This is a genomic window from Oerskovia turbata (assembly GCF_000718325.1).
In the GTDB taxonomy this organism is placed as follows: Bacteria; Actinomycetota; Actinomycetes; order Actinomycetales; family Cellulomonadaceae; genus Oerskovia; species Oerskovia turbata.
On sequence record NZ_JOFV01000005.1, the window covers coordinates 182,598 to 208,661 of the forward strand.

At 72.4% G+C, this 26,064-nt stretch carries 27 protein-coding genes and 3 tRNA genes; 14 read left to right on the top strand and 16 right to left on the bottom strand.

Going from position 1 to position 26,064, the window contains the following annotated elements; translation table 11 throughout:
- Positions 1-2 precede the first annotated feature (2 nt).
- Together IE95_RS0106390 and IE95_RS0106395 are read right to left on the bottom strand one after the other, a co-directional pair.
- Positions 3-1,010 (bottom strand): aldo/keto reductase, encoded by a 1,008-nt coding sequence (locus tag IE95_RS0106390; RefSeq protein WP_036571243.1) that lies wholly within the window; start codon positions 1,008-1,010, stop codon positions 3-5.
- On the bottom strand, positions 1,007-2,332 hold the full coding sequence (locus IE95_RS0106395) for a heparan-alpha-glucosaminide N-acetyltransferase domain-containing protein (RefSeq protein WP_240666211.1): 1,326 nt from the start codon (positions 2,330-2,332) through the stop codon (positions 1,007-1,009). Before IE95_RS0106395 ends, IE95_RS0106390 begins: the two co-directional genes overlap by 4 nt.
- Positions 2,333-2,569: 237 nt before the next feature.
- Here IE95_RS0106395 and IE95_RS0106400 point away from each other — a divergent pair, with 237 nt between their 5' ends.
- Both IE95_RS0106400 and IE95_RS0106405 read left to right on the top strand, forming a co-directional pair.
- Entirely contained in the window at positions 2,570-3,379 is an 810-nt protein-coding gene (locus IE95_RS0106400) for a methyltransferase domain-containing protein (RefSeq protein ID WP_030150807.1), read from the top strand.
- A 115-nt stretch (positions 3,380-3,494) separates the two neighbouring features.
- Complete coding sequence (locus IE95_RS0106405) at positions 3,495-4,277, top strand: fumarylacetoacetate hydrolase family protein (protein ID WP_030150808.1); 783 nt, start codon at positions 3,495-3,497, stop codon at positions 4,275-4,277.
- A gap of 4 nt (positions 4,278-4,281) precedes the next feature.
- On the opposite strand, the gene glsA is transcribed toward IE95_RS0106405, so the two are convergent.
- Positions 4,282-5,703 (bottom strand): glutaminase A, encoded by a 1,422-nt coding sequence (glsA, locus tag IE95_RS0106410; RefSeq protein ID WP_051702815.1) that lies wholly within the window; start codon positions 5,701-5,703, stop codon positions 4,282-4,284.
- A gap of 61 nt (positions 5,704-5,764) precedes the next feature.
- Between glsA and gltX the strand changes: the two genes are divergently transcribed.
- Together gltX and IE95_RS0106420 are read left to right on the top strand one after the other, a co-directional pair.
- Positions 5,765-7,264: a glutamate--tRNA ligase gene (gene gltX / locus IE95_RS0106415; RefSeq protein ID WP_240666212.1), complete on the top strand. Its 1,500-nt coding sequence runs from the start codon at positions 5,765-5,767 to the stop codon at positions 7,262-7,264.
- Positions 7,261-8,040, top strand: coding sequence for an HAD family hydrolase (locus IE95_RS0106420; protein WP_030150811.1), 780 nt, complete (start codon positions 7,261-7,263; stop codon positions 8,038-8,040). Before gltX ends, IE95_RS0106420 begins: the two co-directional genes overlap by 4 nt.
- A 78-nt stretch (positions 8,041-8,118) precedes the next feature.
- On the opposite strand, the gene IE95_RS0106425 is transcribed toward IE95_RS0106420, so the two are convergent.
- Positions 8,119-9,147, bottom strand: coding sequence for a LysR family transcriptional regulator (locus tag IE95_RS0106425; protein ID WP_051702816.1), 1,029 nt, complete (start codon positions 9,145-9,147; stop codon positions 8,119-8,121).
- Positions 9,148-9,216: 69 nt separating this feature from the next.
- Here IE95_RS0106425 and IE95_RS0106430 point away from each other — a divergent pair, with 69 nt between their 5' ends.
- Complete coding sequence (locus IE95_RS0106430) at positions 9,217-10,437, top strand: YeiH family protein (protein ID WP_051702817.1); 1,221 nt, start codon at positions 9,217-9,219, stop codon at positions 10,435-10,437.
- Positions 10,438-10,474: 37 nt separating this feature from the next.
- Here IE95_RS0106430 and IE95_RS0106435 read toward each other — a convergent pair whose 3' ends face one another.
- Complete coding sequence (locus IE95_RS0106435) at positions 10,475-11,131, bottom strand: hypothetical protein (RefSeq protein WP_030150814.1); 657 nt, start codon at positions 11,129-11,131, stop codon at positions 10,475-10,477.
- Entirely contained in the window at positions 11,128-11,937 is an 810-nt protein-coding gene (locus IE95_RS0106440; protein ID WP_051702818.1) for a class I SAM-dependent methyltransferase, read from the bottom strand. The genes IE95_RS0106435 and IE95_RS0106440 overlap by 4 nt, the downstream gene beginning before the upstream one ends.
- A gap of 249 nt (positions 11,938-12,186) precedes the next feature.
- On the opposite strand from IE95_RS0106440, the gene IE95_RS0106445 reads away from it, so the two are divergent.
- From IE95_RS0106445 to IE95_RS0106460, 4 genes are all read left to right on the top strand, one after another.
- A tRNA-Gln gene (locus IE95_RS0106445) sits at positions 12,187-12,258 on the top strand.
- A 94-nt stretch (positions 12,259-12,352) separates the two neighbouring features.
- Positions 12,353-12,425, top strand: a tRNA-Glu gene (locus tag IE95_RS0106450).
- A gap of 78 nt (positions 12,426-12,503) precedes the next feature.
- Positions 12,504-12,579 (top strand) — tRNA-Glu (locus IE95_RS0106455).
- A 107-nt stretch (positions 12,580-12,686) separates the two neighbouring features.
- Entirely contained in the window at positions 12,687-12,962 is a 276-nt protein-coding gene (locus IE95_RS0106460; protein WP_030150816.1) for a hypothetical protein, read from the top strand.
- A 5-nt stretch (positions 12,963-12,967) separates the two neighbouring features.
- Here IE95_RS0106460 and IE95_RS0106465 read toward each other — a convergent pair whose 3' ends face one another.
- The 4 genes from IE95_RS0106465 to IE95_RS0106480 form a co-directional block, all read right to left on the bottom strand.
- Complete coding sequence (locus IE95_RS0106465; protein WP_240666213.1) at positions 12,968-14,437, bottom strand: beta/alpha barrel domain-containing protein; 1,470 nt, start codon at positions 14,435-14,437, stop codon at positions 12,968-12,970.
- A gap of 189 nt (positions 14,438-14,626) precedes the next feature.
- Positions 14,627-15,709: a PH domain-containing protein gene (locus IE95_RS20050; RefSeq protein ID WP_084689890.1), complete on the bottom strand. Its 1,083-nt coding sequence runs from the start codon at positions 15,707-15,709 to the stop codon at positions 14,627-14,629.
- A 7-nt stretch (positions 15,710-15,716) separates the two neighbouring features.
- Complete coding sequence (locus IE95_RS20645; protein ID WP_164984114.1) at positions 15,717-15,884, bottom strand: hypothetical protein; 168 nt, start codon at positions 15,882-15,884, stop codon at positions 15,717-15,719.
- A gap of 263 nt (positions 15,885-16,147) precedes the next feature.
- Positions 16,148-16,867: an IclR family transcriptional regulator gene (locus tag IE95_RS0106480; RefSeq protein ID WP_030150819.1), complete on the bottom strand. Its 720-nt coding sequence runs from the start codon at positions 16,865-16,867 to the stop codon at positions 16,148-16,150.
- Positions 16,868-17,032: 165 nt separating this feature from the next.
- Here IE95_RS0106480 and leuC point away from each other — a divergent pair, with 165 nt between their 5' ends.
- Both leuC and leuD read left to right on the top strand, forming a co-directional pair.
- The gene (gene leuC, locus IE95_RS0106485; RefSeq protein ID WP_030150820.1) at positions 17,033-18,514 is read left to right on the top strand and encodes a 3-isopropylmalate dehydratase large subunit; all 1,482 of its coding nucleotides are present in this window, start codon (positions 17,033-17,035) and stop codon (positions 18,512-18,514) included.
- 42 nt (positions 18,515-18,556) lie between these two features.
- Positions 18,557-19,195, top strand: a complete 639-nt coding sequence (leuD, locus tag IE95_RS0106490) for a 3-isopropylmalate dehydratase small subunit (protein ID WP_030150821.1) — start codon at positions 18,557-18,559, stop codon at positions 19,193-19,195.
- Positions 19,196-19,642: 447 nt separating this feature from the next.
- Here the strand turns inward: leuD and IE95_RS0106495 are convergent, their stop codons facing one another.
- On the bottom strand, positions 19,643-20,482 hold the full coding sequence (locus tag IE95_RS0106495; protein ID WP_030150822.1) for an LLM class flavin-dependent oxidoreductase: 840 nt from the start codon (positions 20,480-20,482) through the stop codon (positions 19,643-19,645).
- A 128-nt stretch (positions 20,483-20,610) separates the two neighbouring features.
- The gene (locus tag IE95_RS0106500) at positions 20,611-21,543 is read right to left on the bottom strand and encodes a DUF808 domain-containing protein (protein WP_030150823.1); all 933 of its coding nucleotides are present in this window, start codon (positions 21,541-21,543) and stop codon (positions 20,611-20,613) included.
- A 440-nt stretch (positions 21,544-21,983) separates the two neighbouring features.
- Between IE95_RS0106500 and lpdA the strand changes: the two genes are divergently transcribed.
- The 3 genes from lpdA (at position 21,984) to IE95_RS20830 (ending at position 24,089) form a co-directional block, all read left to right on the top strand.
- Entirely contained in the window at positions 21,984-23,387 is a 1,404-nt protein-coding gene (gene lpdA, locus IE95_RS0106505; RefSeq protein ID WP_030150824.1) for a dihydrolipoyl dehydrogenase, read from the top strand.
- Positions 23,388-23,575: 188 nt separating this feature from the next.
- Positions 23,576-23,839 carry a ribbon-helix-helix domain-containing protein gene (locus IE95_RS0106510; RefSeq protein WP_030150825.1) on the top strand — a complete coding sequence of 88 codons (264 nt, stop codon included), beginning with the start codon at positions 23,576-23,578 and terminating at the stop codon, positions 23,837-23,839.
- Positions 23,840-23,900: 61 nt separating this feature from the next.
- The gene (locus tag IE95_RS20830) at positions 23,901-24,089 is read left to right on the top strand and encodes a hypothetical protein (protein WP_240666214.1); all 189 of its coding nucleotides are present in this window, start codon (positions 23,901-23,903) and stop codon (positions 24,087-24,089) included.
- Between the two features lie 7 nt (positions 24,090-24,096).
- On the opposite strand, the gene IE95_RS0106520 is transcribed toward IE95_RS20830, so the two are convergent.
- The 4 genes from IE95_RS0106520 to IE95_RS18715 form a co-directional block, all read right to left on the bottom strand.
- Positions 24,097-24,621: a GNAT family N-acetyltransferase gene (locus IE95_RS0106520; protein WP_030150826.1), complete on the bottom strand. Its 525-nt coding sequence runs from the start codon at positions 24,619-24,621 to the stop codon at positions 24,097-24,099.
- A gap of 138 nt (positions 24,622-24,759) precedes the next feature.
- A complete protein-coding gene (locus IE95_RS0106525) occupies positions 24,760-25,134 on the bottom strand; it encodes a type II toxin-antitoxin system death-on-curing family toxin (RefSeq protein WP_051702819.1) in 375 nt (124 codons plus the stop codon).
- Positions 25,131-25,328, bottom strand: a complete 198-nt coding sequence (locus IE95_RS20055) for a hypothetical protein (protein ID WP_129429393.1) — start codon at positions 25,326-25,328, stop codon at positions 25,131-25,133. The genes IE95_RS0106525 and IE95_RS20055 overlap by 4 nt, the downstream gene beginning before the upstream one ends.
- 92 nt (positions 25,329-25,420) lie before the next feature.
- Positions 25,421-26,032, bottom strand: coding sequence for a TetR/AcrR family transcriptional regulator (locus IE95_RS18715; RefSeq protein WP_051702820.1), 612 nt, complete (start codon positions 26,030-26,032; stop codon positions 25,421-25,423).
- Positions 26,033-26,064 lie beyond the last annotated feature (32 nt).

Consider the following 26,064-nt stretch of genomic DNA (forward strand, 5'->3'; position numbering starts at 1 on the left):
CGCTAGAACGGTGCGACCTTGCGCGCCGGCGGGAAGATCGCGTCGAGCGCCGCCAGGTCCTCGGCGGCCGGAACCCAGGCGCCGGCCGCGGCGTTCTGCACGACCTGCTCGGGCCGGGTCGCGCCCGCGATGACGCTCGACACCTGCGGCTGGGCCAGCAGCCACCCGAACGCGACCTCGACCTCGGTCACGCCGCGCTCGCGCGCGAAGAGACGCAACGCCTGCAGGGCCTTCCACGGCGCGGACTCCAGGAGGTGCGGCTTGGAGTGGACCAGGCGGCCGTCGTCGGGGCCCGTGCCGTGCGCGTACTTGCCCGTCAGCAGGCCGTTCGCGAGCGGGAAGAACGGCAGCACGCCCAGCCCGTAGGCCTTCGCCGCGGGCAGGACCTCGAGCTCGGCCTCGCGGTCGATCAGGTTGTACTGGTTCTGCGCCGACACGAACCGGACGGTGCCGGTCAGGCGCGCCTGGTACTCGGCGTCGGCGATCTGCCAGCCCGCGCGGTTCGAGTGCCCCACGTAGCGGACCTTGCCCGCGCGGACCAGGTCGTCGAGCGCGGACAGCGTCTCCTCGACCGGCGTGCGCCTGTCCGGCGTGTGGAACTGGTAGAGGTCGATCCAGTCGGTCCCGAGGCGCCGCAGCGACGCCTCGACCGCCTTGACGACGTACCGCCGCGAGCCGCGCGCCCGGAAGTCCTCGCCGTTCGCGCCGTGCATGGGCATGCCGAACTTCGTGGCGACCACGACGTCGTCGCGGCGCGAGCCCAGCGCCTTGCCCAGGAGCTCCTCGCTCAGGCCGGGCTGCGCGCCGTAGACGTCCGCGACGTCGAAGAACGTGATGCCCGCGTCGAGCGCTGCGTCGACCAGGGCGCGGGACCCGTCGAGGGACTCGGTCGCGGTGCGCGGGCGCCCCAGGTTGTTGCAGCCCAGACCGATCGCGGACACCGCGAGGCCGGACGAACCCAGGCGGCGGACCTCGGGGCGGGCAGGGGCGTCGGGTGCAGAAGTCGTCATGCGCCCGACTGTACGTCCCCGCCCGAGGTGGGCGGCGCCGTCGGGCCGGCGTCTCGCCCGGCGGGCAGCGGGCCGTCCGGGCCGGCGACGCCCGAGGAGACCGACGCCGCCCGCCCCGCGACCCAGCCCACGAACCGTTCGAGCGGGCCGCGCCCGAACGACCACCGCCACACCGTCGCGAACACCAGGCTCGCCACGACGAGCACCAGCAGCTCGCCGTTCCCCGTGCCCGCCATGAGCTGGTCCTGCCACGCCCAGATCGCGACGATCTGCAGGCAGTACACCGTGAGCGCCATCGAGCCCACGGCCGCGAGCGGAGCCAGCACCCGCAGGACCGGGCGGCGGTCACCGAGCAGCAGGCACAGGCCCAGCACCGCGAGCGCGAACCCGCCCGAGCCCAGCACCTCGAGCGTCGTGTCGGTGTGCGGACCGGCGAGCCACAGGTAGTCCGACGTCGGCAGCGGGGCGCTCCACGGCAGCGGCTCGGGCTGGTACAGGCCCGACGCGTACGCGGCAGACTCCTGGATCAGCGCGGCCCGGCCAGACCCGGCGAGGACCTGGGTCAGCGTCGTGCCCGTGAACAGCGCGGAGAGCAGGTACGCGCCCAGTGCCGTGGCCGCGCCGCCCCACAGCAGCCGCACCCGGAGGCGCCGTGCGGTCAGGTCGAGCCGCCCCACCCCGAGCCCCACGAGCACGAACGCCATCCACACGAGCGCCGGGTAGTGCCCCGTGAGCAGGAAGTCCGTGAGCGCCCCCGACCCGTCCACGGGCAGCGTCAGCCCTGCCCGCAGCAGGACCTCGGGCAACCAGTGCACCAGGACCGGACCCACGACCGCGATCACGAGCGCGAGGCCGAACAGCCGCCGCGGCGCCCACCGCAGGAACGGCAGCGCGAGCACGAAGTACGCCGCGTAGAAGCCCAGGATCAGGGCGACCGGGGTGCCGAGCAGGTCGAGCAGGCCCGCGAGCGCGAGCAGCAGCACGGCACGCACCAGGATGCGCGTGCGCGCCTGGAGCGCCGGGACGCCCGACAGGGGAGCGCGGCGCCCCGAGACGAGCGCGAGCGAGACCCCAGCGATCACCGCGAACAGGATCGAGGACCGCCCGTGCACGAGCGACAGCCAGCCCTCCCCGGTCGAGAAGTCGTCCGACGTCACGCCCACGTGCGCGGCGAACATGCCGAGGATCGCGAGCCCCCGGGCCAGGTCGACGCCCGGCACCCGGTCGCCCGCGGGCAGCAGCAGGGCCGCGTGCCGACGCCACGACCCGCCCGACGACGTCGCGGGGGCAGGGCGGGCAGGGGCGGCCGGGACAGTGGTCACGCCACGATTCTCCCGGGTGCTCGCCCGACCCGGCCGCGCTGCGCGCGCGACGCGCCGGGCCGCACCCCGACCCTCGCCCGCCCATGATGTGAGAACAGGGCTGTGGGAAGGGTGGAAGCGTTCTACCGTGCAAGCATGACCCACACCCCCACGCCGGACCAGGACGTCACCGCCGACGCCACGCCCGACGCCCATGCGCCCGACGCCCCCACCGGGGCACTGGGCAGCACACCCAGCATGGAGTCCGAGTCGTACACCCACGGCCACCACGAGTCCGTCCTGAGATCGCACCGCTGGCGCACCGCGGAGAACTCCGCAGGCTTCCTGCTGCCGCACCTTCGCGGGGACCACAAGGTCCTCGACGTCGGCTGCGGGCCCGCGACCCTCACGGTCGACCTGGCCCGCCACGTGCCCGACGGCACCGTGATCGGCGTCGACGCCTCCGCCGCCGTCCTCGAGAGCGCGCGCGAGCTCGCCGCCGGGTCCGGGCTGAGCAACGTCTCGTTCCAGCAGGCCAACGCCTACGAGCTGCCCTTCGCCGACGACACGTTCGACGTCGTGTTCGCGCACCAGCTCCTCCAGCACCTGTCCGACCCCCTCGCCGCCCTGCGCGAGATGAAGCGCGTCGCCAAGCCCGGCGGCATCGTCGCCGTGCGCGACGCCGACTACGCCGCCATGACCTGGTACCCCGAGTCCGCAGGCCTCACCGAGTGGAACGAGCTCTACCACGAGGTCACGCACGCCTACGGCTACCAGGCCGACGCCGGCCGACGCCTCCTCGCCTGGGTCCAGGAAGCAGGCTTCGACCCCGCCCAGATCGTGCCCTCGGCCGGGGTCTGGTGCTACTCGACCCCCGCCGACCGCGCCTGGTGGGGCGGGCTGTGGGCCGAACGCTGCATCGCGTCCAACTTCGCCGTCCAGGCCAAGGAGTCGGCGCTCGCGGACGACGTCGCCCTCGAACAGCTCGCGCAGGAGTGGCTGCGCTGGGCCGAGGAACCCGCCGGATGGTTCGCCGTCCTCAACGGCGAGGTGCTCGCCCGGGCGTAGCGCCGCCGTCGGGCGTGCTGGGGCGACCGGGCACGCGCCGCACGGCACGGACCGAGACGAGGCCGCGGACCCCCGCCCCGGGGGCCGCGGCCTCGCGCGTCGGTAGGCTGGGCCCGTGCGCATCGCCAGATTCACCACCGGAGAAGACCCCCGCTACGCCCTCGTGCAGGAGGAGGCGGGCAAGACCTACCTCGCCGTCCTCAACGGGGACCCCCTCTACATGCCCGTCCTGCCGACGGGCGAGCGGATCGAGCTCGGGGACGGCGTCCGCCTCCTCGCGCCCGTCATCCCGCGCTCCAAGGTCGTCGCGGTCGGCCGCAACTACGCGGCCCACGCGGCCGAGATGGGCAACGACGTCCCGACGACGCCGCTCATCTTCTTCAAGCCCAACACCTCGGTCGTGGGCCCCGACGACCCCATCGTGCTGCCCGACTTCACCGAGGAGGTCAGCTACGAGGCCGAGCTCGCGGTCGTGATCGGGCGCATCGCGAAGGACGTGCGTCCCGAGGACGCGGCGTCCTACATCCTCGGGTACACCGTGGCCAACGACGTGACCGCCCGTGACGCCCAGCGCACCGACGGCCAGTGGGCCCGCGCCAAGGGCTTCGACTCCGCGTGCCCGCTGGGCCCGTGGATCGACACCGACCTCGACGTCGACGACCTCGCGGTGACCTCGCGCGTCAACGGCGAGACGCGCCAGGACGGCCGCACGCGCGACATGATCTTCGACGTCCCGTACCTGGTGTCCTACATCTCCGAGGCGTTCACGCTGCTGCCCGGTGACGTCATCCTCACGGGCACCCCGGCCGGCGTGGGCCGCATCGACGCGGGCGACCGCGTCGAGTGCGAGGTCGAGGGCCTGGGCGTCCTGGCGAACCCGGTCGTCCGGCGGGGCTGACGACTCAGGTGCCCCGGGCGGCCTCCAGGAGGCGGTCCTCGCACCAGCGCTGCGCGTTCTCGAACGTCGTGAACTCGTGGTCGACGCCCGCGATCAGCCGACGCTCGAACGGGTCGACCACGACCACGTGCACCCCCTGGGCGCGCAGCCGGGCCACGAGGGCGCGCAGGAGCTGCGCACCGAGCGTGACCACGCGGGACGTGCGGTGCAGGTCGAGGATCAGCCACCGCTCGCCGCCCGGCAGCGGTGAGGGCAGGTCGTCGACCGAGCGCAGGATCGTCTCCGCGGCCGCGAACTCGACGGTGCCCTGGACCGCGCGCACCGAGATGGCCGCGCCCAGCTCCCGCAGCCGCAGGAGCTGGGCGGGCGTGCGGTGCGCGAGGTGGCGCAGGCGGTCCGCCCGCGTCGAACGGTAGAGCGTGGGCACGTCACGGTCCGGGCGGTGCATGAGGTGCAGGTCGAACTGCCGGGAGATCTCCTGCGCGGCCGCGACCGAGCGCACGCTGTTGCCACGCGCGTCGAGCGGCGGGCTGAACAGGCCCAGACCGAACTGGCCCACGCCCACCGACACCAGCCCGCCCGAGACGCCGCTCTTCGCGGGCAGCCCCGCACGCAGGAGCCACTCACCCGCGTAGTCGTACATGCCGCTCGTCGCCATGACCGCGAGCACCCACTCGGTCACGACCTCGTCGACGACGCGCTCGCCCGTGACCGGGTTGACGCCGCCGTTCGCGAGCGTCGCCGACATGCGGGCGAGGTCGCGCGCCGTGACGAGGACGGAGCACTGGCGGAAGTACGTGTCGAGCGTGCCCTCGACGTCCGCGGTCAGGGCTCCGGTGCTGTGCATGAGGTAGGCGATCGCGCGGTTGCGGTCGCCCGTCTCCGACTCGCTGACGTAGACCCGGCTGTCGACCTCGAGCGGGCGCCCCGCGAACGCGCCGAGCACGTGCAGGATGCGCGCGAACCGCTCATCCTCGGTGTCGCCGCGCACGAGCGAGGTCGTGACGATCGCGCCCGCGTTGACCATGGGGTTCGGCGGCCGCCCCGTGACGGGGTCGAGGCGGATCGAGCTGAACCCCTCGCCGCTGGGTTCGGCGCCGACGTGCGCGAGCACCTCGGGCAGCCCCCGGTCCATGAGCGCCAGGGCGAACACGAACGGCTTCGACAGGGACTGGATGGTGAAGGGGACGTCGGCGTCGCCCGCGGTGTAGATGCTGCCCGTGACCCCGGCCAGGGCGACGCCGAACAGCGAACGGTCGGCCGTCGCGAGCTCGGGGATGTAGGTCGCGACCGTGCCCTCGTCGAGACCGCGGAACGCCTCGTGGACGCCGGCGAGCGCGTCCGCGATGAGACCGCTCGCGCCGGTGCCCGCCGGACGGTCGGAGCGGTCGGTCGCCGTGGTCGTGGGGTGCTGGGAACCTGCCATGTACGCGATTGTGCGCCCCGCGTCGGCGTCGTGCCCGGTGGGCGGCGATAGGCTGTGGGACGTGATCCCTGCACCTGGTTCCTCGCCCGTCCGCGTCCGCTTCTGCCCGTCTCCCACGGGGACGCCGCACGTCGGCCTCATCCGCACGGCCCTGTTCAACTGGGCGTACGCCCGGCACGTGGGCGGGACGTTCGTCTTCCGGATCGAGGACACGGACGCCGCGCGCGACTCCGAGGAGAGCTACCAGCAGCTCCTCGAGGCGCTGCGCTGGCTCGGCATGGACTGGGACGAGGGCGTCGAGGTCGGCGGCCCGCACGAGCCCTACCGCCAGTCGCAGCGCGGTGACATCTACCAGGACGTCATACGTCGCCTCGTCGAGGGCGGGTACGCGTACGAGTCGTTCTCGACGCCCGAGGAGATCGAGGCGCGCAACGTCGCGGCCGGTCGCCCCAAGGCCATGGGCTACGACGGGTTCGACCGCACCTTGACGGACGAGCAGAAGGCCGCGTTCCGCGCCGAGGGCCGCGAGCCCGTGCTGCGCATGCGCATGCCGGACACGGACGTGTCGTTCACGGACCTGGTGCGCGGCGAGATCTCGTTCGGTGCGGGCTCGGTCCCGGACTACGTGATCGTGCGCGGCAACGGCCAGCCCCTGTACACGCTCGTCAACCCGGTCGACGACGCGCTCATGGGGATCACGCACGTGCTGCGCGGCGAGGACCTGCTGTCCTCGACGCCGCGCCAGGTCGTGCTGTACCGCGCACTGCTCGAGCTGGGTGTCGCCCACGTCATGCCCGAGTTCGGTCACCTGCCGTACGTCATGGGCGAGGGCAACAAGAAGCTCTCCAAGCGTGACCCCGAGTCCAACCTGTTCCTGCACAAGGAGCGCGGCTTCACGCCCGAGGGTCTGCTGAACTACCTCGCGCTGCTGGGCTGGAGCATCTCCGCCGACAACGACATCTTCACGGTCGAGGAGATGGTCGCGGCGTTCGACGTCGCCGACGTCAACCCGAACCCGGCCCGCTTCGACCTGAAGAAGGCCGAGGCCATCAACGCGACGCACCTGCGCATGCTGGCCCCCGAGGACTTCCGCGACCGCCTGGTGCCATACCTGCACCAGGGCGGGTTCGTCCCGGCGGACTCGTTCGCGGACCTGTCGGCCGAGCAGCAGGCGCTCGTCACGGCGGGTGCACCGCTCGTGCAGGAGCGCATGGTCCTGCTCGGCGAGGCCAAGGGCATGCTGGGCTTCCTGTTCGTGGCCGACGACGCCGTGCCCGTCGAGGACGAGGCGCGCGCCGCGCTGCGCGAGGAGGCGCCGGCAGTGCTCGACGCCGCGGTCCGCGTGCTCGACGCCCTGGACGACTTCTCGACCGACCCGATCCAGGAGGTGCTCAAGGCAGTGCTGGTCGAGGAGATGGGCATCAAGCCGCGCTTCGCGTTCACGCCGCTGCGCGTGGCCGTGACGGGCCGTCGCGTGTCGCCGCCGCTGTTCGAGTCGATGGAGATCCTCGGCAAGGAGTCGACCCTCGCGCGCCTGCGTGCGCTGCGCGCGGCGCTGTGAGCACCCCTGAGGCCACGCTGCCCGGCGGTGCTGTCGACGGTGTCGACGGCGTCCTGTTCGACGTCGACGACACGCTCGTCGACACCCGCGGCGCGTTCGCGCTCGCGATCGACGCGGTGTGCGCGGTGTACCTGCCGCACGTGCCGGTCGAGCGGTACGGCGAGGTCCTGGCGCTGTGGCGCAGCGACCCGCACGGTTGGTACCGGGCGTACACGCGCGGCGAGCTGACGTTCGACCGGCAGCGCATGCTGCGCGCGAACGAGCTCCAGGAGACGTTCGGCGGTGCGGTCCTCGACGAGGACGGGTACGCGGGCTGGAAGTCGGTCTTCTGGGGCACGTTCGAGGAGAGCTGGCAGGCGCACGACGACGCCGCCCCCCTCCTGAAGCGGCTCGCCGTGGCCGGGGTACGGGTGGGAGCCCTGTCGAACGCGGCCGTCGCGCTCCAGACGGACAAGCTGTCCCGTTCGGGGCTGTCCGAGGTACCGATGCTCGTGGGCGTCGACACCCTGGGCTTCGGCAAGCCGGACCCGAGGGTCTTCGTCGAGGCGTGCGCGCGGCTGGGTACCGACCCGGCCCGCACCGTCTACGTGGGTGACGAGCTCGACGTCGACGCCCGTGCCGCTGCCACGGCCGGGCTGACGGGCGTGTGGATCGACCGCCCCGGCACCCGGCGCGGCGGCCCGGCCGAGGAGGACCCCGAGGCCGCGCGTGCGGCCGGGGTGCACGTCGTGGCGAGCCTCGACGAGGTCGGCGACCTGGTGCTCGCGGGTCGCTGACGGGTCGCGAGCCGGTGCTGACGTAGAGGGTTCTGGTCGAGGTAGAGGGCTGTAGCCCTCTACCTCGACCAGAACCCTCTATCTCGCGATGGTCGGTGACCGGGCGGTCCTCGAGTGCGACGTTCCGGCGCTCCCGGCCGCGACCGCTGCGATGCGTCGCGCGGCCGTCGACAGCTCGGTGCCGTCCTTCCAGATCATGCGCAGCCGCCGGGACAGGTCCAGGCCGGGCACGTCGACCTGCACGAGCGACCCTCGTGCGAGGTCGTCGGCCACGGTGAGACGGGACAGCACCGCGACGGCGCCGCCATACTGCACAGCGGTCTTGAGCGACGCGGTCGACCCCAGGTAGGGCAGGTGGTCGGGCAACCGGGCGCCCGCCGCGAGCAGCGACTTCTCGAGGGTCTCTCGGGTGCCGGACCCGCGTTCGCGCACCACGAGGCCGCCGCCCAGGAGCTCGTCGACGGTCGCGGTGCGGCGCCTCCGGGACGCCCACGGGTGCGTGGGGGCGACGACGACGAGCAGCTCGTCGCGGGCGAGGGTGCGGCTTCGCAGCCCCCGTCGCATGGTCGAGCTCTCGATGAACCCGAGGTCGGCCTCGTCGGCGAGCACGAGCTCCATGACGGTGCGCGAGTTGCGGACCAGCAGCTCGACGTCGGGGGCCGGGGTCGGGACCTCCGGACCGGCCGGGCCGCCCGTCGCTCGCGGAGCGGCGAGCGTCGCGAGCCACCGGGGCGCGAGGTACTCGGCGATCGTGAGGCTCGCCGCGAGCCGGATGCGGGCCGAGGGTGCCTCACGGAGGGCCGCGGCCGAGGTCTCGAACCGGTCCGAGGCCTCGATGACCTCACGGGCCCAGGTCGCGGCCGCGCGCCCCGTCTCGGTCAGGCGGGCACCGCGGGTCGAGCGGGTCACGAGCTCGAGGTCCAGGTGCCTCTCGAGGCGCCGCATGCCGGCCGAGGCGCTGGGCTGCGACACCCCCAGCGCACGGGCGGCCGCGCTGATGGACCCGTGCCGGTCGGTCGCGACGAGCAGCTCGAGCAGGGCCAGCGAGGTGCGTTCGCGGCGCGGGGGAGCGGTGCTCGCGGAGGTGCGCTGGTCAGCCTCAGTCATAGCCTCATCCTATGGCTAGGTCTGGAAGTGGGCCTTCTGGTGCGGGTCCGGTCGCGGCACGGTGGAACCATGACCCCCACGAACGACCTCGCAGCCCCCACCCCGGGCGCGACGCGCGCCCCCGACCGGCCCGCCACGACCGGCAGCCCGGCTCCGACCGAGAGCCCCGCGCCCTGGATCCGGCGCGCCGCCCCCGGGCTCGCCTTCTGCGCCGTCGCGACCCTCGTCGCCTACCTGCTCGCGCAGGTGGTCCCGCTCTCGCCGCTCGTGCTCTCCCTCCTGGTGGGGGCCGTCGTCGGCTCGCTGCTCGGGAGCCTGCGCCGCGCGGGCGGGGTGAGCGCCGCCGTCGGGCAGGGGAACGGGGTGGCGCGACGGGCCGCCGCCCTCACGTCCCGCACCCAAGAGGGGACGCGGTGGACCGCGACGCGCGTCCTGCGGGCCGGCGTCGTGCTGCTGGGGCTCCAGCTCTCGCTGCCCGAGGTCCTCGCGCTCGGGTGGCGCGGGCTCGCGGTCGTCGGGATCACGGTCGCCGTGACGTTCAGCGCGACGCTCGCGCTCGGACGGGCACTGCGCGTGCCGCGTGTGACCTCGCTGCTCGTCGCGACCGGGTTCTCGATCTGCGGTGCCGCCGCGATCTCCGCGATGCAGGGAGTCGTCGGGAGCGGTGACGACGAGGAGTCGCGGCGCGAGGCCGACGACGCCGTGGCGACCGCGCTCGCGCTCGTGACGATCTTCGGGTCGCTCGCGATCTTCGTGCTGCCGTGGCTCGCCGGGCTGCTGGGCCTGGCCGACGATCGTGCCGGGCTGTGGATCGGCGCGAGCGTCCAGGAGGTCGCGCAGGTCGTGACCGCGGGCGGCGCCGTCTCGGCCGCCGCGCTCGCGACCGCGACCGTGAGCAAGCTGGCCCGCGTCGTGCTCCTCGCCCCGCTCGTGGCCGGGGCCGGGGTGCTCCGGGCTCGGCGCGAGCGTGTGGCGCGCCCCGCCGACGTCGAGGTCGCTGCGGGGACCCCTGCAGCCTCGGTGACCCGCCGGACCCCGCCCGTGCCGCTCTTCGTCGTCGGCTTCCTGGTGGCGGTGCTGGTGCGGAGCACGGGCGTCCTGCCCGCGTCCGTCATCGAGGTGACGACGATGGTGACCACGCTGCTGTTCACCGCCGCGATGTTCGCGATGGGCCTCGGGGTCGACGCCGCGCACCTGGTCCGCACGGGTCGGCGCGCGCTCGTGCTCGGCACCGCCTCGGCCACGGTCGTCATCGGGACCTCGCTCGTCGCGGTGCTGCTCCTGACGTGACGGCGACGACGCTCCGACGTCGCCGCCAGGCGGCGGGCTACCGGACGCTCGCGTCCCAGCGCCACCGGGTCCGTCGCGACAGGCCGGGCAGGTCGCTGCGGCCCGTCGCCCACACGAGAGCGTCGTCCGGGGGAAGGGCGAGCGCGGCCGACGGGAGGTCGGGGAAGAGCCGGGCCAGCACCCGGGCGCTGAGCCCGTCGGGCAGCGTCGGAGACGTACCGGTGAGCCCCTGGAAGACGTCTCGGCCGTGGACGAGGATCTCCACGACGCCCATGGCCGCGAAGCCCTCCGGGTCCGAGAGTCCGTACGGGTGGTAGGCGCGGGCCGTGGGGGGCCTCGCCGCGACCTGGGCGGCGAGCAGCTCGCCGCCCGCGACGATGACCTCGGCGAGGCCCGCCGGTCCGGCTTCACGCTTGACGTGCGCGATCTCGTCCTCGCCCTTGGGGCCCGCGAGCGGCAGGTAGTCGAGCAGGGGGAGGCCCGCGACCTGGAGCGCGTAGGCCAGCAGGTCGTCGACGACGTGCTCGGCGGTCGCCCAGCACGACCACCGCACGGGCCCCGCCTGCGCGTCGAAGGCCGCGTCGGGATGTCGCGTGACGCCGTCGGCGAGCCAGCGGGAGGCCGTGCGGACGTCGTCGGGCGTGACGGGACCCGGAGCCAGCGTGGTCGCGAGATCCTCCGGCTGGGCGCTCATGCGTCGACCGCGTCGGCGTCGGTGCCGCGGACGCGGTCCGCGCGCCAGCACTCGGCGCGGTACGGGAGGTCGATCTCGGACCGGCCGGCGAGGGCCGGGTGCGTGGCTACCAGCCGGTCGACGGCGTCGAGCAGCTCGTCGCGTTCGGCCGGCGGCAAGGTCAGGAGATGGCTGCGTGTGGACGCGAGCGTCCGCAGCGACGCGGCCGACAGGCGGTCCTCCCACGAGAACGTCGCGTGCTCGAGCGGTGCGAAGGCCCCGTCGCCGTCGTCGATCGTGGGTGTCCGGTGGACAGGCTCGAGCGAGTCTCCCCGATGGATGATCTCGGTGAAGCTCTCGACCCAGTCGACCGTGTGGTCGCGGACGTTCCACACGACGCCCAGGCGCCCTCCGGGGCGCAGGACGCGCGCGATCTCCGGGACCGCGGCGGAGACGTCGAACCAGTGCCACGCCTGGGCGACGAGGACCGCGTCGACGCTGCCGTCCTCGAGGGGGATGCGCTCGGCGGTCCCGGGCAGGACGTGGGCCCCCGGCACGGCGTCCTGGAGCTCGGCGCGCATGCCCGCGGAGGGCTCGACGGCGGTCACGTGGAGCCCGCGCGCCACGAGGCGCTCGGTGAGCTTGCCCGTGCCCGCAGCGAGGTCGAGCACGTGCCGTGCGCCCGCGGGGAGCATCCAGTCGATCGCGGCGTCCGGGTAGGACGGCCGGACGGCGCGATACTCGCCCGCTCCGGCGCCGAACGAGGACGCGCGCTCGGCGTGCGAGGCGCGCGGGGGGTCGGGGGTCGAGGCGTCGTCGGTGCTCACGTCTTCGACGGTGCCACGTCCCGGCGGCGAGGTCTACATCTGACGCACGACGTGTCGCAGGGGCGTGGGGTGGGCTGCCGCCGCAGTCGGGCGGGGTGGGGCGAGGCCGGCCGGCTGCGGCGGGGCGGGGCGCAGGCGGGGACGCGAGGGCGATTTGGCCGGGCCGGAAGTGTCCGGTAATGTTTTCTCTCGGTGAGGCGCTCACCCGCGGCCCGGGAACGGGACGAGGGCGCGGCGCTGATACCTCCTTGGGGTATGGTGTAATTGGCAACACAACGGTTTCTGGTACCGTCATTCTAGGTTCGAGTCCTGGTACCCCAGCGCAGAGCATGCAGCGCATCGAGTCGGTCAAACCGACACGAAACGTGCAGTAGAGTTCTCAACGGCACGGCGCCCCTCGGGGTGACGAGCTTAGGCCCCCATCGTCTAGCGGCCTAGGACGCCGCCCTCTCACGGCGGTAACACGGGTTCAAATCCCGTTGGGGGTACGTACGAGGCCTGGCCATCGTCAGATGACCGGGCCTCGATGACGCTCTCTCGCTCTTCGGGGTGGGTGAGCGGTCCTGGCCCCCATCGTCTAGCGGCCTAGGACGCCGCCCTCTCACGGCGGTAACACGGGTTCAAATCCCGTTGGGGGTACCAACGCAGAGCTCGATCATCGAAAGATGATCGATCTTTCGTCGTCTCCGGGGAGCATCCGGTCGGCGACCCGTCCGACGAGCGGCGGACGAAGGTGCTAGGTTCCTGCGATGTTCATCGACGTGACGTGCAGGGTCTGCGGCTGGTCCGACCCGGGCGACCCGGAGGAGCTGTGGCACGGGGGCACTCCCCTCTACACCATCTGTGACTGCTGCGGATCCGAGAGCGGCGTGCAGGACGTCTCCTGGCGCACCGCACTCCGAGCCCGCAAGGCCTGGGTCGACGCGGGAGCCCCATGGTCCGCACCCGGCGCGCGACCCGCGGACTGGGACCTGTCGGCCCAGCTCGAGAAGGTCAGGAACCGTCGCGTCCCGACCCCGGGCTGAGCCCCTCAGGCCGCGTTCGTGGCCGTCGCCCCCTCGTCCAGGAGCCAGTCGAGCACGTCGCCGGCCGACCACGCGCCGTCGTGCAGGTCGGCGAGCCGTGCTGCACCCGCGACGTCCGCCCCGAGGGTGACGAGGGGGAGCTCGACGTAGCCGTCCGCACGCGTCTGACCGAGCCCGACGTCGGCCGCGAGCGAGTTGCACAGGCACGACCGGCCCACGGTGTCGTCGGCCCCTCCTCCCTTGCGCTCGAACATGTGGGCCGGCTCCGCGGGGCAGCGGTAGGTGACCTTGCCGTCGCCCTTCTCGACGGGGGTACGGAGGTAGCCCAGGTCGCACAGCCGGGGCCGTGCCGCCGCGACGGCCGCGTCCGAGAGGGTGCCCGAGAGCTGGGCGACCTTGAACGGAAAGCCGGTCGGCGACGTGAGCGGCTCGGTACGGACGTCGAGCGTCCCGGTGCGCAGCCGCGCGAGCACGTCCTCGCGCAGGGCGGGTTCGAGCCCCGAGTCGGTCGAGAGCGCGAAGAGCGTGCCGACCTGGACGCCCGTGGCACCGGCCTCGCGCGCAGCGGCCAACGCCTCCGGGGTGCCTTGTGCGCCCGCCAGCCAGAACGGCAGCCCGGTCGCGGCGATCTTCGTCAGGTCGGCCTGGTCGCGTGGGCCGAACACCGGCTGCCCGGCCTCGTCGAGAGTCAGGCGCCCGCGGGGAGGGGCGTTGTGCCCGCCCGCGGGATGCCCTTCGACCACGAAGCCGTCGGGCCGGGTGCGGTCCTCGCGCACCAGGTGCTCGGCCAGAGCGTGCGCGGAGACGACGGCGAGGAACGTCGGCCGGGTCACGGGCGGTAGCGACCCACCGAGGAGCGCGTCGGGGTCGAGGTCGACCGTGTGGTGGCTGCCACCGACCACCGTGACGGGGAACTGGACGGCCTCGTGATCCGCGAGCTGGTCCAGCAGGTGCGGGATGTCGCGCGGGATACCTGCCCCGGTCACGACGTAGTCCGCCCCGGCGAGCATCGACCCGTAGGCGGCGGCCGGAGCAGCCATCTGGATCTTCTCGAGGAAGTTGATGCCCACCCGACCGTCGTGCCCCTCTTTGGCGAGCCACACCTCGACGAAGCTCCCCAGGATCATGAGCTCCTGCGCCAGGCGGGTCTGACGGAGCGCGAGGCGAGGCACGGGGGCGTAGGGCTGGCCCTCGCCGCGCCCCTCAGGGCGGAAGTACCGCGAGAGCACTCGCTGGGCGAAGCGGGGCACCGGGAAGGCGTCGAGCGCCCTGCGGACCGCGCCGTCACGGTCGCCGTTCTGCAGCCTGCGCGCCAGGACGAGGTCCAGCGCGGTCCCGGAGACCAGGCCGAGCTGCCCGGTGCGTGCGACGGCCGACGCGAGTCGCCAGGACGAGACCGCCATCCCCATCCCGCCCTGGATCACACGAGGAAGGGGCGGGAACGATGCGGGGACGGGCAGGGACAGCGTGGTCACAGGTGGACCCTTCTCAGGCCTGGGGGCGGGTGGTTACTGCACCGTAGGTTGGAGTCCTGAGTCGAGAACAGGGTCGAAGGGCCCGAACCGGGCAGAGATGTCCCGGCGCTCTGCTTTCGGCCCCGGGCCGGAGGGGCTGGTGCAGGGCAGGCCGAGGTGCCCCACGGACCGGTAGGCCTGGCTGACGCGTCAGGCGGGCGGGGGTGGGACGGGCGGGGTCGCCGACGGCGGGCCCGAGGGATCCTCGGGTCGCGACCACGGGTCCGTGGCCTGCCAGCCGCTCTGCGGGTCCCACGGCGTGACGGGTACGAACCGGCCGCGGTCGTCGTCGGAGACCTCCCACGCCGGGCCGTCGGACTCGCCGTCGGTCCCGTCGTCGAGGCGGTCGTCGAACTGGTTCGGCCGGGCCGTCCCGTCGATCGCAGGGGTCGGCGGCGCGGGAGCCATGACCGGGCGGTCGGAGCCGCCCAACCGGGGGGAGCTGCCGCGGGGCGCGACGAACAGGTGACCCTGCCCGCCCGCCTGGGCCGAGCGGACGGCGATGGGCTGTGTCGCGGCGGCTGACAGGTCGCTCTCGGGCCCGTCGCTCGTCGGTGCCCAGCTCAACCGGCCCGGGACGGGGGTCGGCGCCTGCCGCGACGTCGCGAACGGGGCCTGCGCGGGCTGTGCCGGGGGCGGGGGAGTCGCACCTCCCGCGGGAGCGCCGCCCTGCGGCTGCTGGCCCCACGGCCCGCCGCGTCCGCCGGGGATGAAGATGGTGTCGCACAGCTTCCGGTACGTGGCGTCCGGGTTGGCGACCCAGTTGATGCGGCTCATGGCCTGGTCCTGCCCGGCGGACTCGAGGATGAACTGGCCGTAGCCGAGGATCCGCCCGAGGATCGAGCGGCTGTAGCTCATGTCGGTGACCTTGCCGAGGGGCATCATCGCGACCTTGTGGGTCACGAGGCCGAACATCAGGAGCATGCGCTTGTCGGTCGCGACGAACCACTCGTTGCGCCAGTCGAGGACCTTCCACAGCAGCCGCAGCGCGACGAGCCCCCAGGCCCACCAGAGCAGCAGCGAGCCCTCGCCCACGGCCGGACCGAGGACGCTGACGAGCCAGGCGACGAGCAGGAACGCGGCGAACGTCGTGGCGACGGGCTCGGCGAGCTTGCCCCAGTGGGCCCGCGTCGCCAGCACGACGCGCTCGCCGGGCAGGATGTAGCGCCGCAGGTGGCGCGCGCTCAGGCGCGGCGCGGACTCGTACGCCGGTGCGGGGAGGTCCTGCGCCATGGTGCGCCTACTTCATGAGCGACTGGACGAACTGCCCGAAGCTCTGGAAGGCACCCAGGATGACGTCCCAGATCGCCTGGACGATGTCTGCCGCGCGGTCAGGGCTCTGGACGACCGCGTACAGCAGGAAGACGATGACGACCCACATCAGGATGGTCTTGGCCTTGCCGGGCATCGTGTGGTCCTCACGTCGTCGATCGGGGCGGTTCTCGGCTCTGCCCGCCATGGTGGAGCGAACAGGCGGAGCGCCGTCGGAGGCGCGCCGGGGCCGAGTCTAGCGTTTCGCCCGAATCGGTCGTGGGTCCCGTGTCCGGACATGGCGGGGCAAGGCCGTGGCGCCACCGGTGTGGGTCAGGGCGTGGCCGGGCGCCGTATGACCGTGGGGGGGGCGGGCGCCTCGCGGCGCCCGCCCCCCACGGTCATACGGTCGATGGACGGCTACTCCCCGGCGCGGCGCAGGACCTCGGTCAGGCGGTTGGCCGCAGCGACGACCGAGCCGGAGTGCAGGCGGCCGGGCTGGCGCGTGAGGCGCTCGACCGGCCCGGAGATCGAGACGGCGGCGACGATGCGCCCCGACGGGCCGCGCACGGGCGCCGACACCGAGGCGACCCCGAGCTCGCGCTCCGAGACGGACTGGGCCCAGCCGCGCCGTCGGACACCCGAGAGGATCGTGGCCGTGAAGACGGCCTCGCGCAGGCCGCGGTGCAGGCGGTCCGGCTCCTCCCAGGCGAGCAGCACCTGGGCCGCGGAGCCCGCGCCCATGGTGAGCGTCGCGCCCACGGGGATGGAGTCTCGCAGGCCGACAGGACGCTCGGCCGCGGCGACGCAGATGCGATGATCGCCCTGGCGGCGGTAGAGCTGGGCGCTCTCGCCGGTGTGGTCGCGCAGGGCCGTGAGAACGGGGTTCGCCGCGGCGAGCAGGCGGTCCTCGCCGGCTGCCGTCGCGAGCTCGTTCAGGCGCGGACCGAGGACGAAACGACCCTGCATGTCGCGGGCCACCATGCGGTGGTGCTCGAGCGCGACTGCGAGGCGATGAGCCGTCGGACGGGCGAGTCCGGTGGCGGTGACGAGCTGGGCCAAGGTGGCTGGTCCGGACTCCAGGGCGCCCAGAACGGACGCCGCCTTGTCCAGCACGCCGACTCCGCTAGAATTGTCCATAGGTCGATATTGACGTCTCGCACAGTGAGATGCAAGTCAGCGGGTGTCGTGTCGACGACGGACCGGGAGATTCAGCCCGGTCCACGACCGAGATGTACCCCCCGATCGTCGCCCACGGCCCCCGCGTGAGCGACCACCGCAGGACACAGGTAGGAGAGAACCAACATGGCCGGCACGCTGGCGGAGAAGGTCTGGGACGCGCACCTGGTGCGACGAGGCACCGACGGGTCGCCCGACCTCCTCTACATCGATCTGCACCTCATCCACGAGGTCACCAGTCCGCAGGCCTTCGAGGGCCTGCGCCTCGCCGGCAGGCAGGTGCGCCGTCCCGACCTCACGATCGCGACCGAGGACCACAACACCCCCACGCTCGACATCGACCTGCCGATCGCGGACCTCACGAGCCGCACCCAGATCGACACGCTGCGCAACAACGCCAAGGAGTTCGGCGTGCGCATCCACTCGCTCGGCGACGCGGACCAGGGCATCGTCCACCAGGTCGGCCCGCAGCTCGGGCTCACCATGCCCGGCCTCACCGTCGTGTGCGGCGACTCCCACACCTCGACGCACGGTGCGTTCGGGGCCCTCGCATTCGGCATCGGCACCTCCGAGGTCGAGCACGTGCTCGCGACCCAGACCCTCCCGCTCGCGCCCTTCAAGACCATGGCCATCACGGTCGACGGCGAGCTGCCCCCGGGGGCGACGTCCAAGGACATCATCCTCGCGATCATCGCGAAGATCGGCACCGGCGGCGGCCAGGGCTACGTCCTGGAGTACCGCGGCGAGGCCATCCGCAAGCTGACCATGGAAGCCCGCATGACGGTCTGCAACATGTCGATCGAGGCAGGCGCGCGCGCCGGCATGATCGCACCCGACGAGACCACGTTCGAATACCTCAAGGGCCGCCCGCACGCGCCCGAGGGTGCCGACTGGGACGCCGCCGTCGAGTACTGGAAGACGCTCCGGTCCGACGACGACGCCACGTTCGACGCGGAGGTCGTCCTCGAGGCGGCCGACCTCGAACCGTTCATCACGTGGGGCACCAACCCCGGCCAGGGCCTGCCTCTGTCCGCGAACGTCCCCGTCCCCTCGGAGATCGCCGACGAGAACGAGCGCGTCGCCGCCGAGCGTGCGATCGAGTACATGGGCCTGACCCCGGGCGCGCCGCTGCGCGACATCGCGATCGACACGGTCTTCATCGGCTCGTGCACCAACGGCCGCATCGAGGACCTGCGCTCGGTCGCCAAGGTCGTCCAGGGCAAGAAGAAGGCCGACTCGCTGCGCGTCCTCGTCGTGCCCGCCTCGGCGCGCGTGCGGCTCCAGGCCGAGGCCGAGGGGCTCGACAAGATCTTCCTCGACTTCGGCGCCGAGTGGCGCAACGCAGGCTGCTCCATGTGCCTGGGCATGAACCCCGACCAGCTCGCTCCCGGCGAGCGCTCGGCCTCCACGTCCAACCGCAACTTCGAGGGTCGCCAGGGCAAGGGCGGGCGCACCCACCTCGTGTCGCCGCTCGTCGCGGCCGCGACCGCCATCCGCGGGACCCTGTCCTCGCTGGCGGACCTGGACCTGCCCGCCGACGTCGACATCACGTCGTTCGACGGCACCCCCCTCGCGCCGCTCGACCCGCGCGTCCCGCTGCAGGTCTGACACCGGCCCCCTGACGACACTCATCGAGGAAGCAGAAGCATCATGGAGAAGTTCACCACCCACACCGGTGTCGGTGTCCCGCTGCGCCGCAGCAACGTCGACACGGACCAGATCATCCCCGCCGTCTACCTCAAGCGCGTGACGCGCACGGGCTTCGAGGACGCGCTGTTCGCGGCGTGGCGCGGCGACCCCGCGTTCGTCCTGAACCAGCCCGCGTACACGTCGGGCTCCGTGCTGGTCGCAGGCCCCGACTTCGGCACCGGCTCGTCGCGCGAGCACGCCGTGTGGGCCCTCAAGGACTACGGCTTCAAGGTCGTCCTGGCCTCGCGCTTCGCGGACATCTTCCGCGGCAACTCGGGCAAGCAGGGCCTCGTCGCGGGCATCGTCGCGCAGGAGGACATCGAGCTGCTGTGGAAGGTCCTCGAGACCAAGCCCGGCACCGAGGTCACGGTCGACCTGGTCGAGCGCACCGCCACGGCCGACGACGTCGTGGTCCGCTTCCAGATCGACGACTACACGCGCTGGCGCCTCATGGAGGGCCTCGACGACATCGGCCTGACCCTCCAGCACGAGGGCGACATCACGGCGTTCGAGCAGACGCGCGCGTCGTGGCGCCCCAGGACGCTGCCGGCGAAGCACCTGCCGACGGTCGAGATCGAGGCAGCGCGCCCGTCCGCGTGACGCCCGTCTGAGCCCGGCCCGACGGCGCCGCTCCCCCGGGTAGGGGAGCGGCGCCGTCGGCGTGTGCGGGCCCGCGCGCCGGTGCGCGCCGAGGGTGACGGACGCGCCCGCCGAGGGTGACGGACGCGCCCGCCGAGGGTGACGGACGCGCCCGCCGAGGGTGACGCGGTGGCCCGCCGAGGGTGACGCGGACTGCTGCCGAAGGTGACGTGCTGGTGCGTCGAGGGTGACGGACACGCGACCTGAGGGTGACGTGTACCCGTGCTGACGTGGATCGCCGGAGGGCCGGGCCGCCACTGCGGCCGTGCGCGGGTCACCGCCGACGGTCAGGACGGTCACCCTCAGCAGACGTCTCGGTCACCCTCGGCAGGCGCCTACGTCACCCTCGACCAGGGGTTTGGTCACCCTCGGCGGGCCACCGCGTCACCCTCGGCGTGCGGCTCTCGTTCAGGGGCGCGGCGGGCCCTGGCGGATCCTTGCGAGCTGCGACGCTGCCGTCACCTTCGTCGGGTCCCAGCCGGCCTCGAGCCACCAGGTCGCGCCCGCCGCCTCGAGCGCCCGCGCGTCCTCGGCGGCAGCGTCGAGGTCGGTCGCGAAGTCGCGCTGCACGACGAGCTCGAACGGCCCGGCGCCCGGGTCGCGATGCTCGGCGACCCAGCTCGCGACCTCGCGCACGTCGTCGGGCGTGAGCGGGTCCATGCCGCGGTCGCCGCGGAGCTGGACGGTCACCCCGTCCCAGCGCACCGCGCGGCTCATCGACCTCTCGCTCGGGAAGACCCCCACGGGCCACACCGGGATGCGCCCGTTGACGGGCTGCGGTGAGATCGTCATCTCGCCGGTCGAGATGTGCTTCCCGTCGAACGAGAACGCCTCACCGGACCAGGAACGCTCGAGAAAGGCCAGGACGTCGTCGAGCAGCTCGGCCCGCTCACGCAGCGACGTGAGCTGACCGGGAACGGCGCTGAAGCCGGCGTCGTCGAGCACCCCGACCCCCGCCGGCAGGACCAGCCGACCGCCCGACAGGTGGTCGACCGTCAGCGCCTGACGCGCGAGCTCCCACGGCCGCCTGCGTGGCAGCGCGAACACGAGCGCGCCGAGCGTCACGCGCTCGGTCTGGACGGCCGCCGCGGCGAGGATGCCCCACGGGTCGTACCCCTCCATGCCGGGCAGGCTGATGCCGTCCCACGTGAAGTAGCCGTCCCAGCCGTGCTCTTCGGCCTCGCGGGCCATCGTGACCAGCTCCGACGCGGAACCGAAGCTCCCGACGAACCCGAACTGCAAGCCCATGACGTCCTCCTGCGAACCCTCGGCGGTCCTTCCACGGTAGGGGCGGCCACCCACACGCGCCCCGAGAACGAGGACGGGCGGGCTCCCGGAACCAGGAGCCCGCCCGCAGCGCCCTGCGAGGGCGAGGATCAGTGCTTGTTCTTGCGCGGGATGAAGTGCACGACCGTCACGACGACCGCGCCCGCCACGACGCCGACGATCGCGGAGCCCAGGGTGTCGACGAGCCACACCAGGAACCCGCCGACGGCCGGGACGCCGTGCACGGCGTCCTCGAGGACGTGCAGGAGGTCGTAGGGCGCGTGCCAGCCCAGGTCATAGGTGCCCTGCAGCAGGATGTGGCCGCCGACCCACAGCATGGCGACCGTGCCCACGATAGAGATGACCGCCATGACGCGCGGCATCGCCTTGACCAGGCCGTGGCCGAACGACTTGACCCAGCCGGTCTCGCGCCCTGCGAGGTGCAGGCCGATGTCGTCCATCTTCACGATGAGCCCGACGATCCCGTAGACGACCGCCGTGATGAGGAGCGCGACGACGACCAGGATGATCGCGCGGGCCCAGAAGCCCTCCTCCGCGACCTCGTTGAGCGCGATGACCATGATCTCGGCGCTGAGGATGAAGTCGGTGCGCACCGCGCTCGACACGACGTGGTCCTCGTCGACGGCCTTCTTCGCGGCGGCCTCGTCGACCGCCTCGGCGTGCTTGCCCGAGACCATCTCCCAGAGCTTCTCGGCGCCCTCGAACGCGAGGTAGGCGCCGCCGACCATGAGCAGCGGCGTGAGCAGCCACGGCAGGAACTGGCTCAGCAGCAGGGCGGCGGGGAGGATGAACAGGAGCTTGTTGCGCAGCGACCCCATCGCGATGCGCTTGATCACGGGCAGCTCGCGCTTCGCGGCCAGCCCGGCGACGTACTGCGGTGTGACCGCGGTGTCGTCGATCACGATACCGGTCGCCTTGACGCTCGCCCGCCCCGCCGCGGCGCCGATGTCGTCGACGGACGCGGCCGCCAGCTTGGCGAACGCTGCGATGTCGTCCAGGAGGGCTACGAGTCCAACGGCCATGAGGTCTCCACGAGGCCCGTGTCGCCGCCCACGAGCCCGGAGGTCGGGAATCGACGCGGCTGTAGCGCATCGTAACGACTCGGGCGCCCCGCCGTCGCGGCCCGTCCGCGCGCCGAGGGCGACGCACTTGGCCGCCGGCGGTGACGCCCATGCCCGCCGAGGGTGACCGCGGTACCCGCCGACGGTGACGCGCCAGCTGCCCGACGGCGTCGCTCCCGTCGTCGGGGCGTGTCACCGTCGGCATCGGTTCCGTCACCACCAGGGGCTGATGCGGTCACCGTCGGCGTCCGGGTCAGTCACCGTCGGCAGCCATGCACGTCACCCTCGGCGGTCACAGCCGTCACCGTCGGCGGTTCGGGGCGTCACCCTCGGCGCTCCCCGGGCGACGTGTGACGCGATCGGTCGCACCGCCGTCGGGCAGACGTCCTAGGCTGGTCCCCATGGCTAACCACTACGACGTCGTCGTCCTCGGCGCGGGCCCCGGCGGCTACGTCGCCGCCATCCGCGCGGCCCAGCTCGGCCAGTCCGTCGCGATCATCGAGGAGAAGTACTGGGGCGGTGTGTGCCTCAACGTCGGGTGCATCCCCTCCAAGGCGCTCCTGCGCAACGCGGAGCTCGCCCACCTGTTCACGCACCAGGCCGACTTCTTCGGCATGACGGGTGACGTGTCGTTCGACTTCGGCAAGGCGTTCGACCGCAGCCGCGACGTCGCCGACGGCCGCGTCAAGGGCGTGCACTTCCTCATGAAGAAGAACAAGATCACCGAGTACGACGGGCGCGGCACGTTCCGCGACGCGAACACGATCGACGTCGCGCTCTCCTCGGGCCAGACGGAGACCGTGACGTTCGCCAACGTCATCATCGCGACGGGCTCGAAGGTCCGCCTGCTGCCGGGCGTCGAGCTGAGCGAGAACGTCGTCACGTACGAGAAGCAGATCCTGACACGCGAGCTGCCGCGCTCGATCGCGATCGTCGGCGCGGGCGCGATCGGCATGGAGTTCGCGTACGTCCTCAAGAACTACGGCGTCGACGTGACGATCATCGAGTTCCTCGACCGCGCGCTGCCCAACGAGGACATCGAGGTCTCCAAGGAGATCGCCAAGCGGTACAAGAAGCTCGGCGTGAACATCCTGACGTCGACCGCGGTGCAGACCGTCGTTGATGGCGGGTCGTCGGTGACCGTCTCCTACAAGGGCGTCAAGGACGACAAGCCCGGCTCGATCGAGGTCGACAAGGTCCTCATGGCCGTGGGCTTCGCGCCCAACGTCGAGGGCTTCGGCCTCGAGAACACGGGTGTTGCGTTGACCGACCGCGGCGCGATCGCGATCGACGACGTCATGCGCACCAACGTGCCCCACATCTACGCGATCGGTGACGTCACCGCGAAGCTCATGCTCGCGCACGTCGCCGAGGCGCAGGGAGTCGTCGCGTCCGAGACCATCGGCGGCGCCGAGACCATGACGCTCGGCGACTACCGCATGATGCCGCGCGCGACGTTCTGCCAGCCGCAGATCGCGAGCTTCGGCCTCACCGAGCAGCAGGCCCGCGACGAGGGCTTCGACGTCAAGGTCTCCAAGTTCCCCTTCACGGCGAACGGCAAGGCGCACGGCCTGGGCGAGCCCACGGGCTTCGTCAAGCTTGTCGCCGACGCCCGCTACGGCGAGCTCCTCGGTGGCCACCTGATCGGCCCCGACGCGTCCGAGCTTCTGCCCGAGCTCACGCTCGCGCAGAAGTGGGACCTCACGGCGTCCGAGCTGGGGCGCAACGTGCACACGCACCCGACGCTGTCGGAGGCCGTGCAGGAGGCGATCCACGGGCTCGCGGGGCACATGATCAACTTCTGACCTGGCTGTTTGGTCGGTCGGGCGATCGGTAGGAATGGCCCGGGCCTGCGACGTTCGTCGTGGGTCCGGGCCTCGCTCTGCTGGGCGGCAAGCCACCGGGTCTCGCGAACGCGGCCATACGGTTCTACAGCAACGTGCCGCCGCGCAGACTCTAGCCTCCATTCAGCAATGCGTATACGATAATCGCTATGGCTGAGAAGAAGGTGCACGGAGGGGCCGTCGACGACGAGCAGGTCCAGGCGTGGGCCGACGAGGCCGAGGCCGGCTACGACGTCGGCGTCCTGCGGCGTCGTGGGCGCCCGAGCGTTGGCGAAGGTCCGGGGATCGTGGTGCCGGTGCGGCTGGATGCGCGAACGCTCGAGGCGCTCACCGAGCGTGCCCGGGCCGAGGGGCTGGCGAACCGGTCCGAGGCGATCCGTGCTGCGGTGCGCGCCTGGACCCACGTGGCGTGAAGCTGCATGCCTCGGCCCGGAAGCACTTTCGACGCGACAGGCTGACCGAGTCCGGCATCCTGTGCGCCGCCCGGGACTCGGTGTTCCGGGCCCCCTCGATGACGAGGACGACCTGCGACGGTGGCTCCTGCTGGGCTTCGACGACGGCGGGAGGATCCTGGAGATCGTGATCCTGGTGTTCGACTCCGGTGAGGAGATGGTCATTCACGCCATGAAGGCGCGTGCGCAGTACCTCGACCTGCTGCCTTGACCGTCGCTCACGTTGACCGCCCCGGTGCGAGCGCGCCCGGGCCTCGCGCCATGCGCACCTCGCTCACCCCGTCCTCCACCTTGCTCACCCCGTCAGCCAAGAAGCCCTGCCTCGCGTAGTACGCCTGGGCCCGCGGATTGGGGTCGGCGACCCAGAGCCCGGTCGAGCCGCCGACCGGGAGGACAGCCTCCATCAGTCGACGGCCCGCGCCGCTGCCGTGGAACACGTCGAGCAGGTACAGCACGTAGAGCTGTGCGTCCCAGTCGGCGTCGGGCTCGGAGGTCGGACCGGCGAGAGCGATCCCGACGACGGTGCCCTCGGCCTCGGCGACCGCCGTGGAAAACGACCCGTACTGCTCCTCGACGAGCACGGCTCGCCAGAATCGCCGGCGCGCCGGCAGCAGGTCCGGGGCGTCGAGTGCCTCGTCGCGCATCAGCCCTCGATAGGTCTGTCGCCAGGACTCGACGTGGACGCCCGCCATGGCGTCCGCGTCGTCGGGACGGGCTGGGCGGACACTGGGGCGTGGGTGCATCGGCCCAGGGTAGTGGTCCGGTGTTCGACTGCCCGCCGGCGGGAGTCGCTCACGTTCCGCGTGGTGGCGTGCTCCACCGTCGGGAAGAGATGCGGCGGAGCTGCAATCGCCGCGGCCGAGCCCTGCGACGTCCTGCTGCTACCCGCGCCGCTCCCGGGTGTGCGCATCGAGCCACTCACTCATCTTCTCGAGTGGTAGGTGGGTGTCGGCGACCTCGATCACGAAGTCCGCCATCTCGATCTGGTCGCCCACGAGGCGGCGCCCGTTCAGGGCGTAGAAGACGTGCACGAGGATCAGCGAGAGTCGCTTGTTCCCGTCGTGCAGCGGATGGAGCCGGTTGGCCGAGTCCATGATCGTGGCGGCCTTGAGGTCGAGCCCTTCGTACAGCTCGACGTCGTACATGCGCGCCCGGGGCCGCTGGCAGACGGAGTCCAGCAGTCCGAGGTCTCGCACGTGCCAGCTGTTGCGGTCTACCACGGCCATGGCTTCGGTCAGGGTGACGTACCTGGTCACGCGAGCCGTTCCAAGGCCTCGCTCCAGGACTCCATGGCGTCAGTGATGTAGGCCTGGATGTTCTCGTCGGCGGACTCGTCGAGCAGCCGTTCCAGGGCTTCGCCCTGGGTGACGTGCAGTGCCTCGGCGCGTGCCTTGAGCCGGTCGCGCACAGCGACCGGGACCTTGATCGTCGTCATCTCCACCTGTGTCATACCGCGAGTATACCCGCGAGGTGGTGCAGGGGGAGGGGGCGAGCGCCGCCGTCGGGCACCTGTGGCGACCGCACCCGGCGGGCGCCACAGCGTCACCCGATCCCGAACTCCCGCCTCAGCATCTCCCCGACCATCCCCGGCACGTCGACCTCCCCAGGGTGCAGCGCGTCGAACACCTGGAGCCCTTCCCAGGTGGAGATGAAGAGCGCGGCGCGCTCCTCGGGCGTGGCGCCCGCGTCGGCGAGCACTCCGCGCGAACGCTGCGTCCGGATCGTCCCGCCGATGATCGAGACCAGCACCTGGTGCCGCTCCTGCAGCACCGGCCGAGCGGGGTGGCCGGGTGTCCCGGCCTCGGCGGTGAGGGTCGAGAGGAGCTGCACCAGCCCGGGTGCCTCGCGGTTGCGTTGGGCGGTGCTGACGAACCCGTCGACGAGGTCCTCGGGGCTGAATTCCGAGGGCATGGAGGGCGGTGCGTGCTGCGCGTCGTGCCACTCGATGACGGCGAGGAGCAGCGCGGTCTTGTTGCCGAAGTGGTGCAGGAGCGTCGAGTGGTCGATCCCGGCCTCGCGGGCGATGCCGCGCAGGGATGCCCCGTAGAACCCCTTCTGCGCGAAGGCTTCGGCCGCGCGGGCGACGATCGACTGCTTGGTCGCACGCCCGGTGGCGTACCCGTCGGGCCGCCCGGTCGTGGCTGCTTGCTGCATGGTCACGATGTATCCCCTCCGAGGTCAGAGGC

What these genes read in the sequence shown, in the direction of transcription:
- IE95_RS0106430 (WP_051702817.1), top strand. Translation starts at nt 9,217, where the DNA reads ATGACCCCCACGAACGACCTCGCAGCCCCCACCCCGGGCGCGACGCGC.
- IE95_RS0106400 (WP_030150807.1), top strand. Translation starts at nt 2,570, where the DNA reads ATGGAGTCCGAGTCGTACACCCACGGCCACCACGAGTCCGTCCTGAGA.
- IE95_RS0106510 (WP_030150825.1), top strand. Translation starts at nt 23,576, where the DNA reads ATGGCTGAGAAGAAGGTGCACGGAGGGGCCGTCGACGACGAGCAGGTC.
- IE95_RS0106460 (WP_030150816.1), top strand. Translation starts at nt 12,687, where the DNA reads ATGTTCATCGACGTGACGTGCAGGGTCTGCGGCTGGTCCGACCCGGGC.
- IE95_RS0106480 (WP_030150819.1), bottom strand. Translation starts at nt 16,867, where the DNA reads ATGGACAATTCTAGCGGAGTCGGCGTGCTGGACAAGGCGGCGTCCGTT.
- lpdA (WP_030150824.1), top strand. Translation starts at nt 21,984, where the DNA reads ATGGCTAACCACTACGACGTCGTCGTCCTCGGCGCGGGCCCCGGCGGC.
- IE95_RS20645 (WP_164984114.1), bottom strand. Translation starts at nt 15,884, where the DNA reads ATGCCCGGCAAGGCCAAGACCATCCTGATGTGGGTCGTCATCGTCTTC.
- IE95_RS20055 (WP_129429393.1), bottom strand. Translation starts at nt 25,328, where the DNA reads ATGACACAGGTGGAGATGACGACGATCAAGGTCCCGGTCGCTGTGCGC.
- leuD (WP_030150821.1), top strand. Translation starts at nt 18,557, where the DNA reads ATGGAGAAGTTCACCACCCACACCGGTGTCGGTGTCCCGCTGCGCCGC.
- IE95_RS20050 (WP_084689890.1), bottom strand. Translation starts at nt 15,709, where the DNA reads ATGGCGCAGGACCTCCCCGCACCGGCGTACGAGTCCGCGCCGCGCCTG.
- leuC (WP_030150820.1), top strand. Translation starts at nt 17,033, where the DNA reads ATGGCCGGCACGCTGGCGGAGAAGGTCTGGGACGCGCACCTGGTGCGA.
- IE95_RS18715 (WP_051702820.1), bottom strand. Translation starts at nt 26,032, where the DNA reads ATGCAGCAAGCAGCCACGACCGGGCGGCCCGACGGGTACGCCACCGGG.
- IE95_RS0106495 (WP_030150822.1), bottom strand. Translation starts at nt 20,482, where the DNA reads ATGGGCTTGCAGTTCGGGTTCGTCGGGAGCTTCGGTTCCGCGTCGGAG.
- IE95_RS0106520 (WP_030150826.1), bottom strand. Translation starts at nt 24,621, where the DNA reads ATGCACCCACGCCCCAGTGTCCGCCCAGCCCGTCCCGACGACGCGGAC.
- IE95_RS0106425 (WP_051702816.1), bottom strand. Translation starts at nt 9,147, where the DNA reads ATGACTGAGGCTGACCAGCGCACCTCCGCGAGCACCGCTCCCCCGCGC.
- IE95_RS0106435 (WP_030150814.1), bottom strand. Translation starts at nt 11,131, where the DNA reads ATGAGCGCCCAGCCGGAGGATCTCGCGACCACGCTGGCTCCGGGTCCC.
- glsA (WP_051702815.1), bottom strand. Translation starts at nt 5,703, where the DNA reads ATGGCAGGTTCCCAGCACCCCACGACCACGGCGACCGACCGCTCCGAC.
- IE95_RS0106500 (WP_030150823.1), bottom strand. Translation starts at nt 21,543, where the DNA reads ATGGCCGTTGGACTCGTAGCCCTCCTGGACGACATCGCAGCGTTCGCC.
- IE95_RS0106390 (WP_036571243.1), bottom strand. Translation starts at nt 1,010, where the DNA reads ATGACGACTTCTGCACCCGACGCCCCTGCCCGCCCCGAGGTCCGCCGC.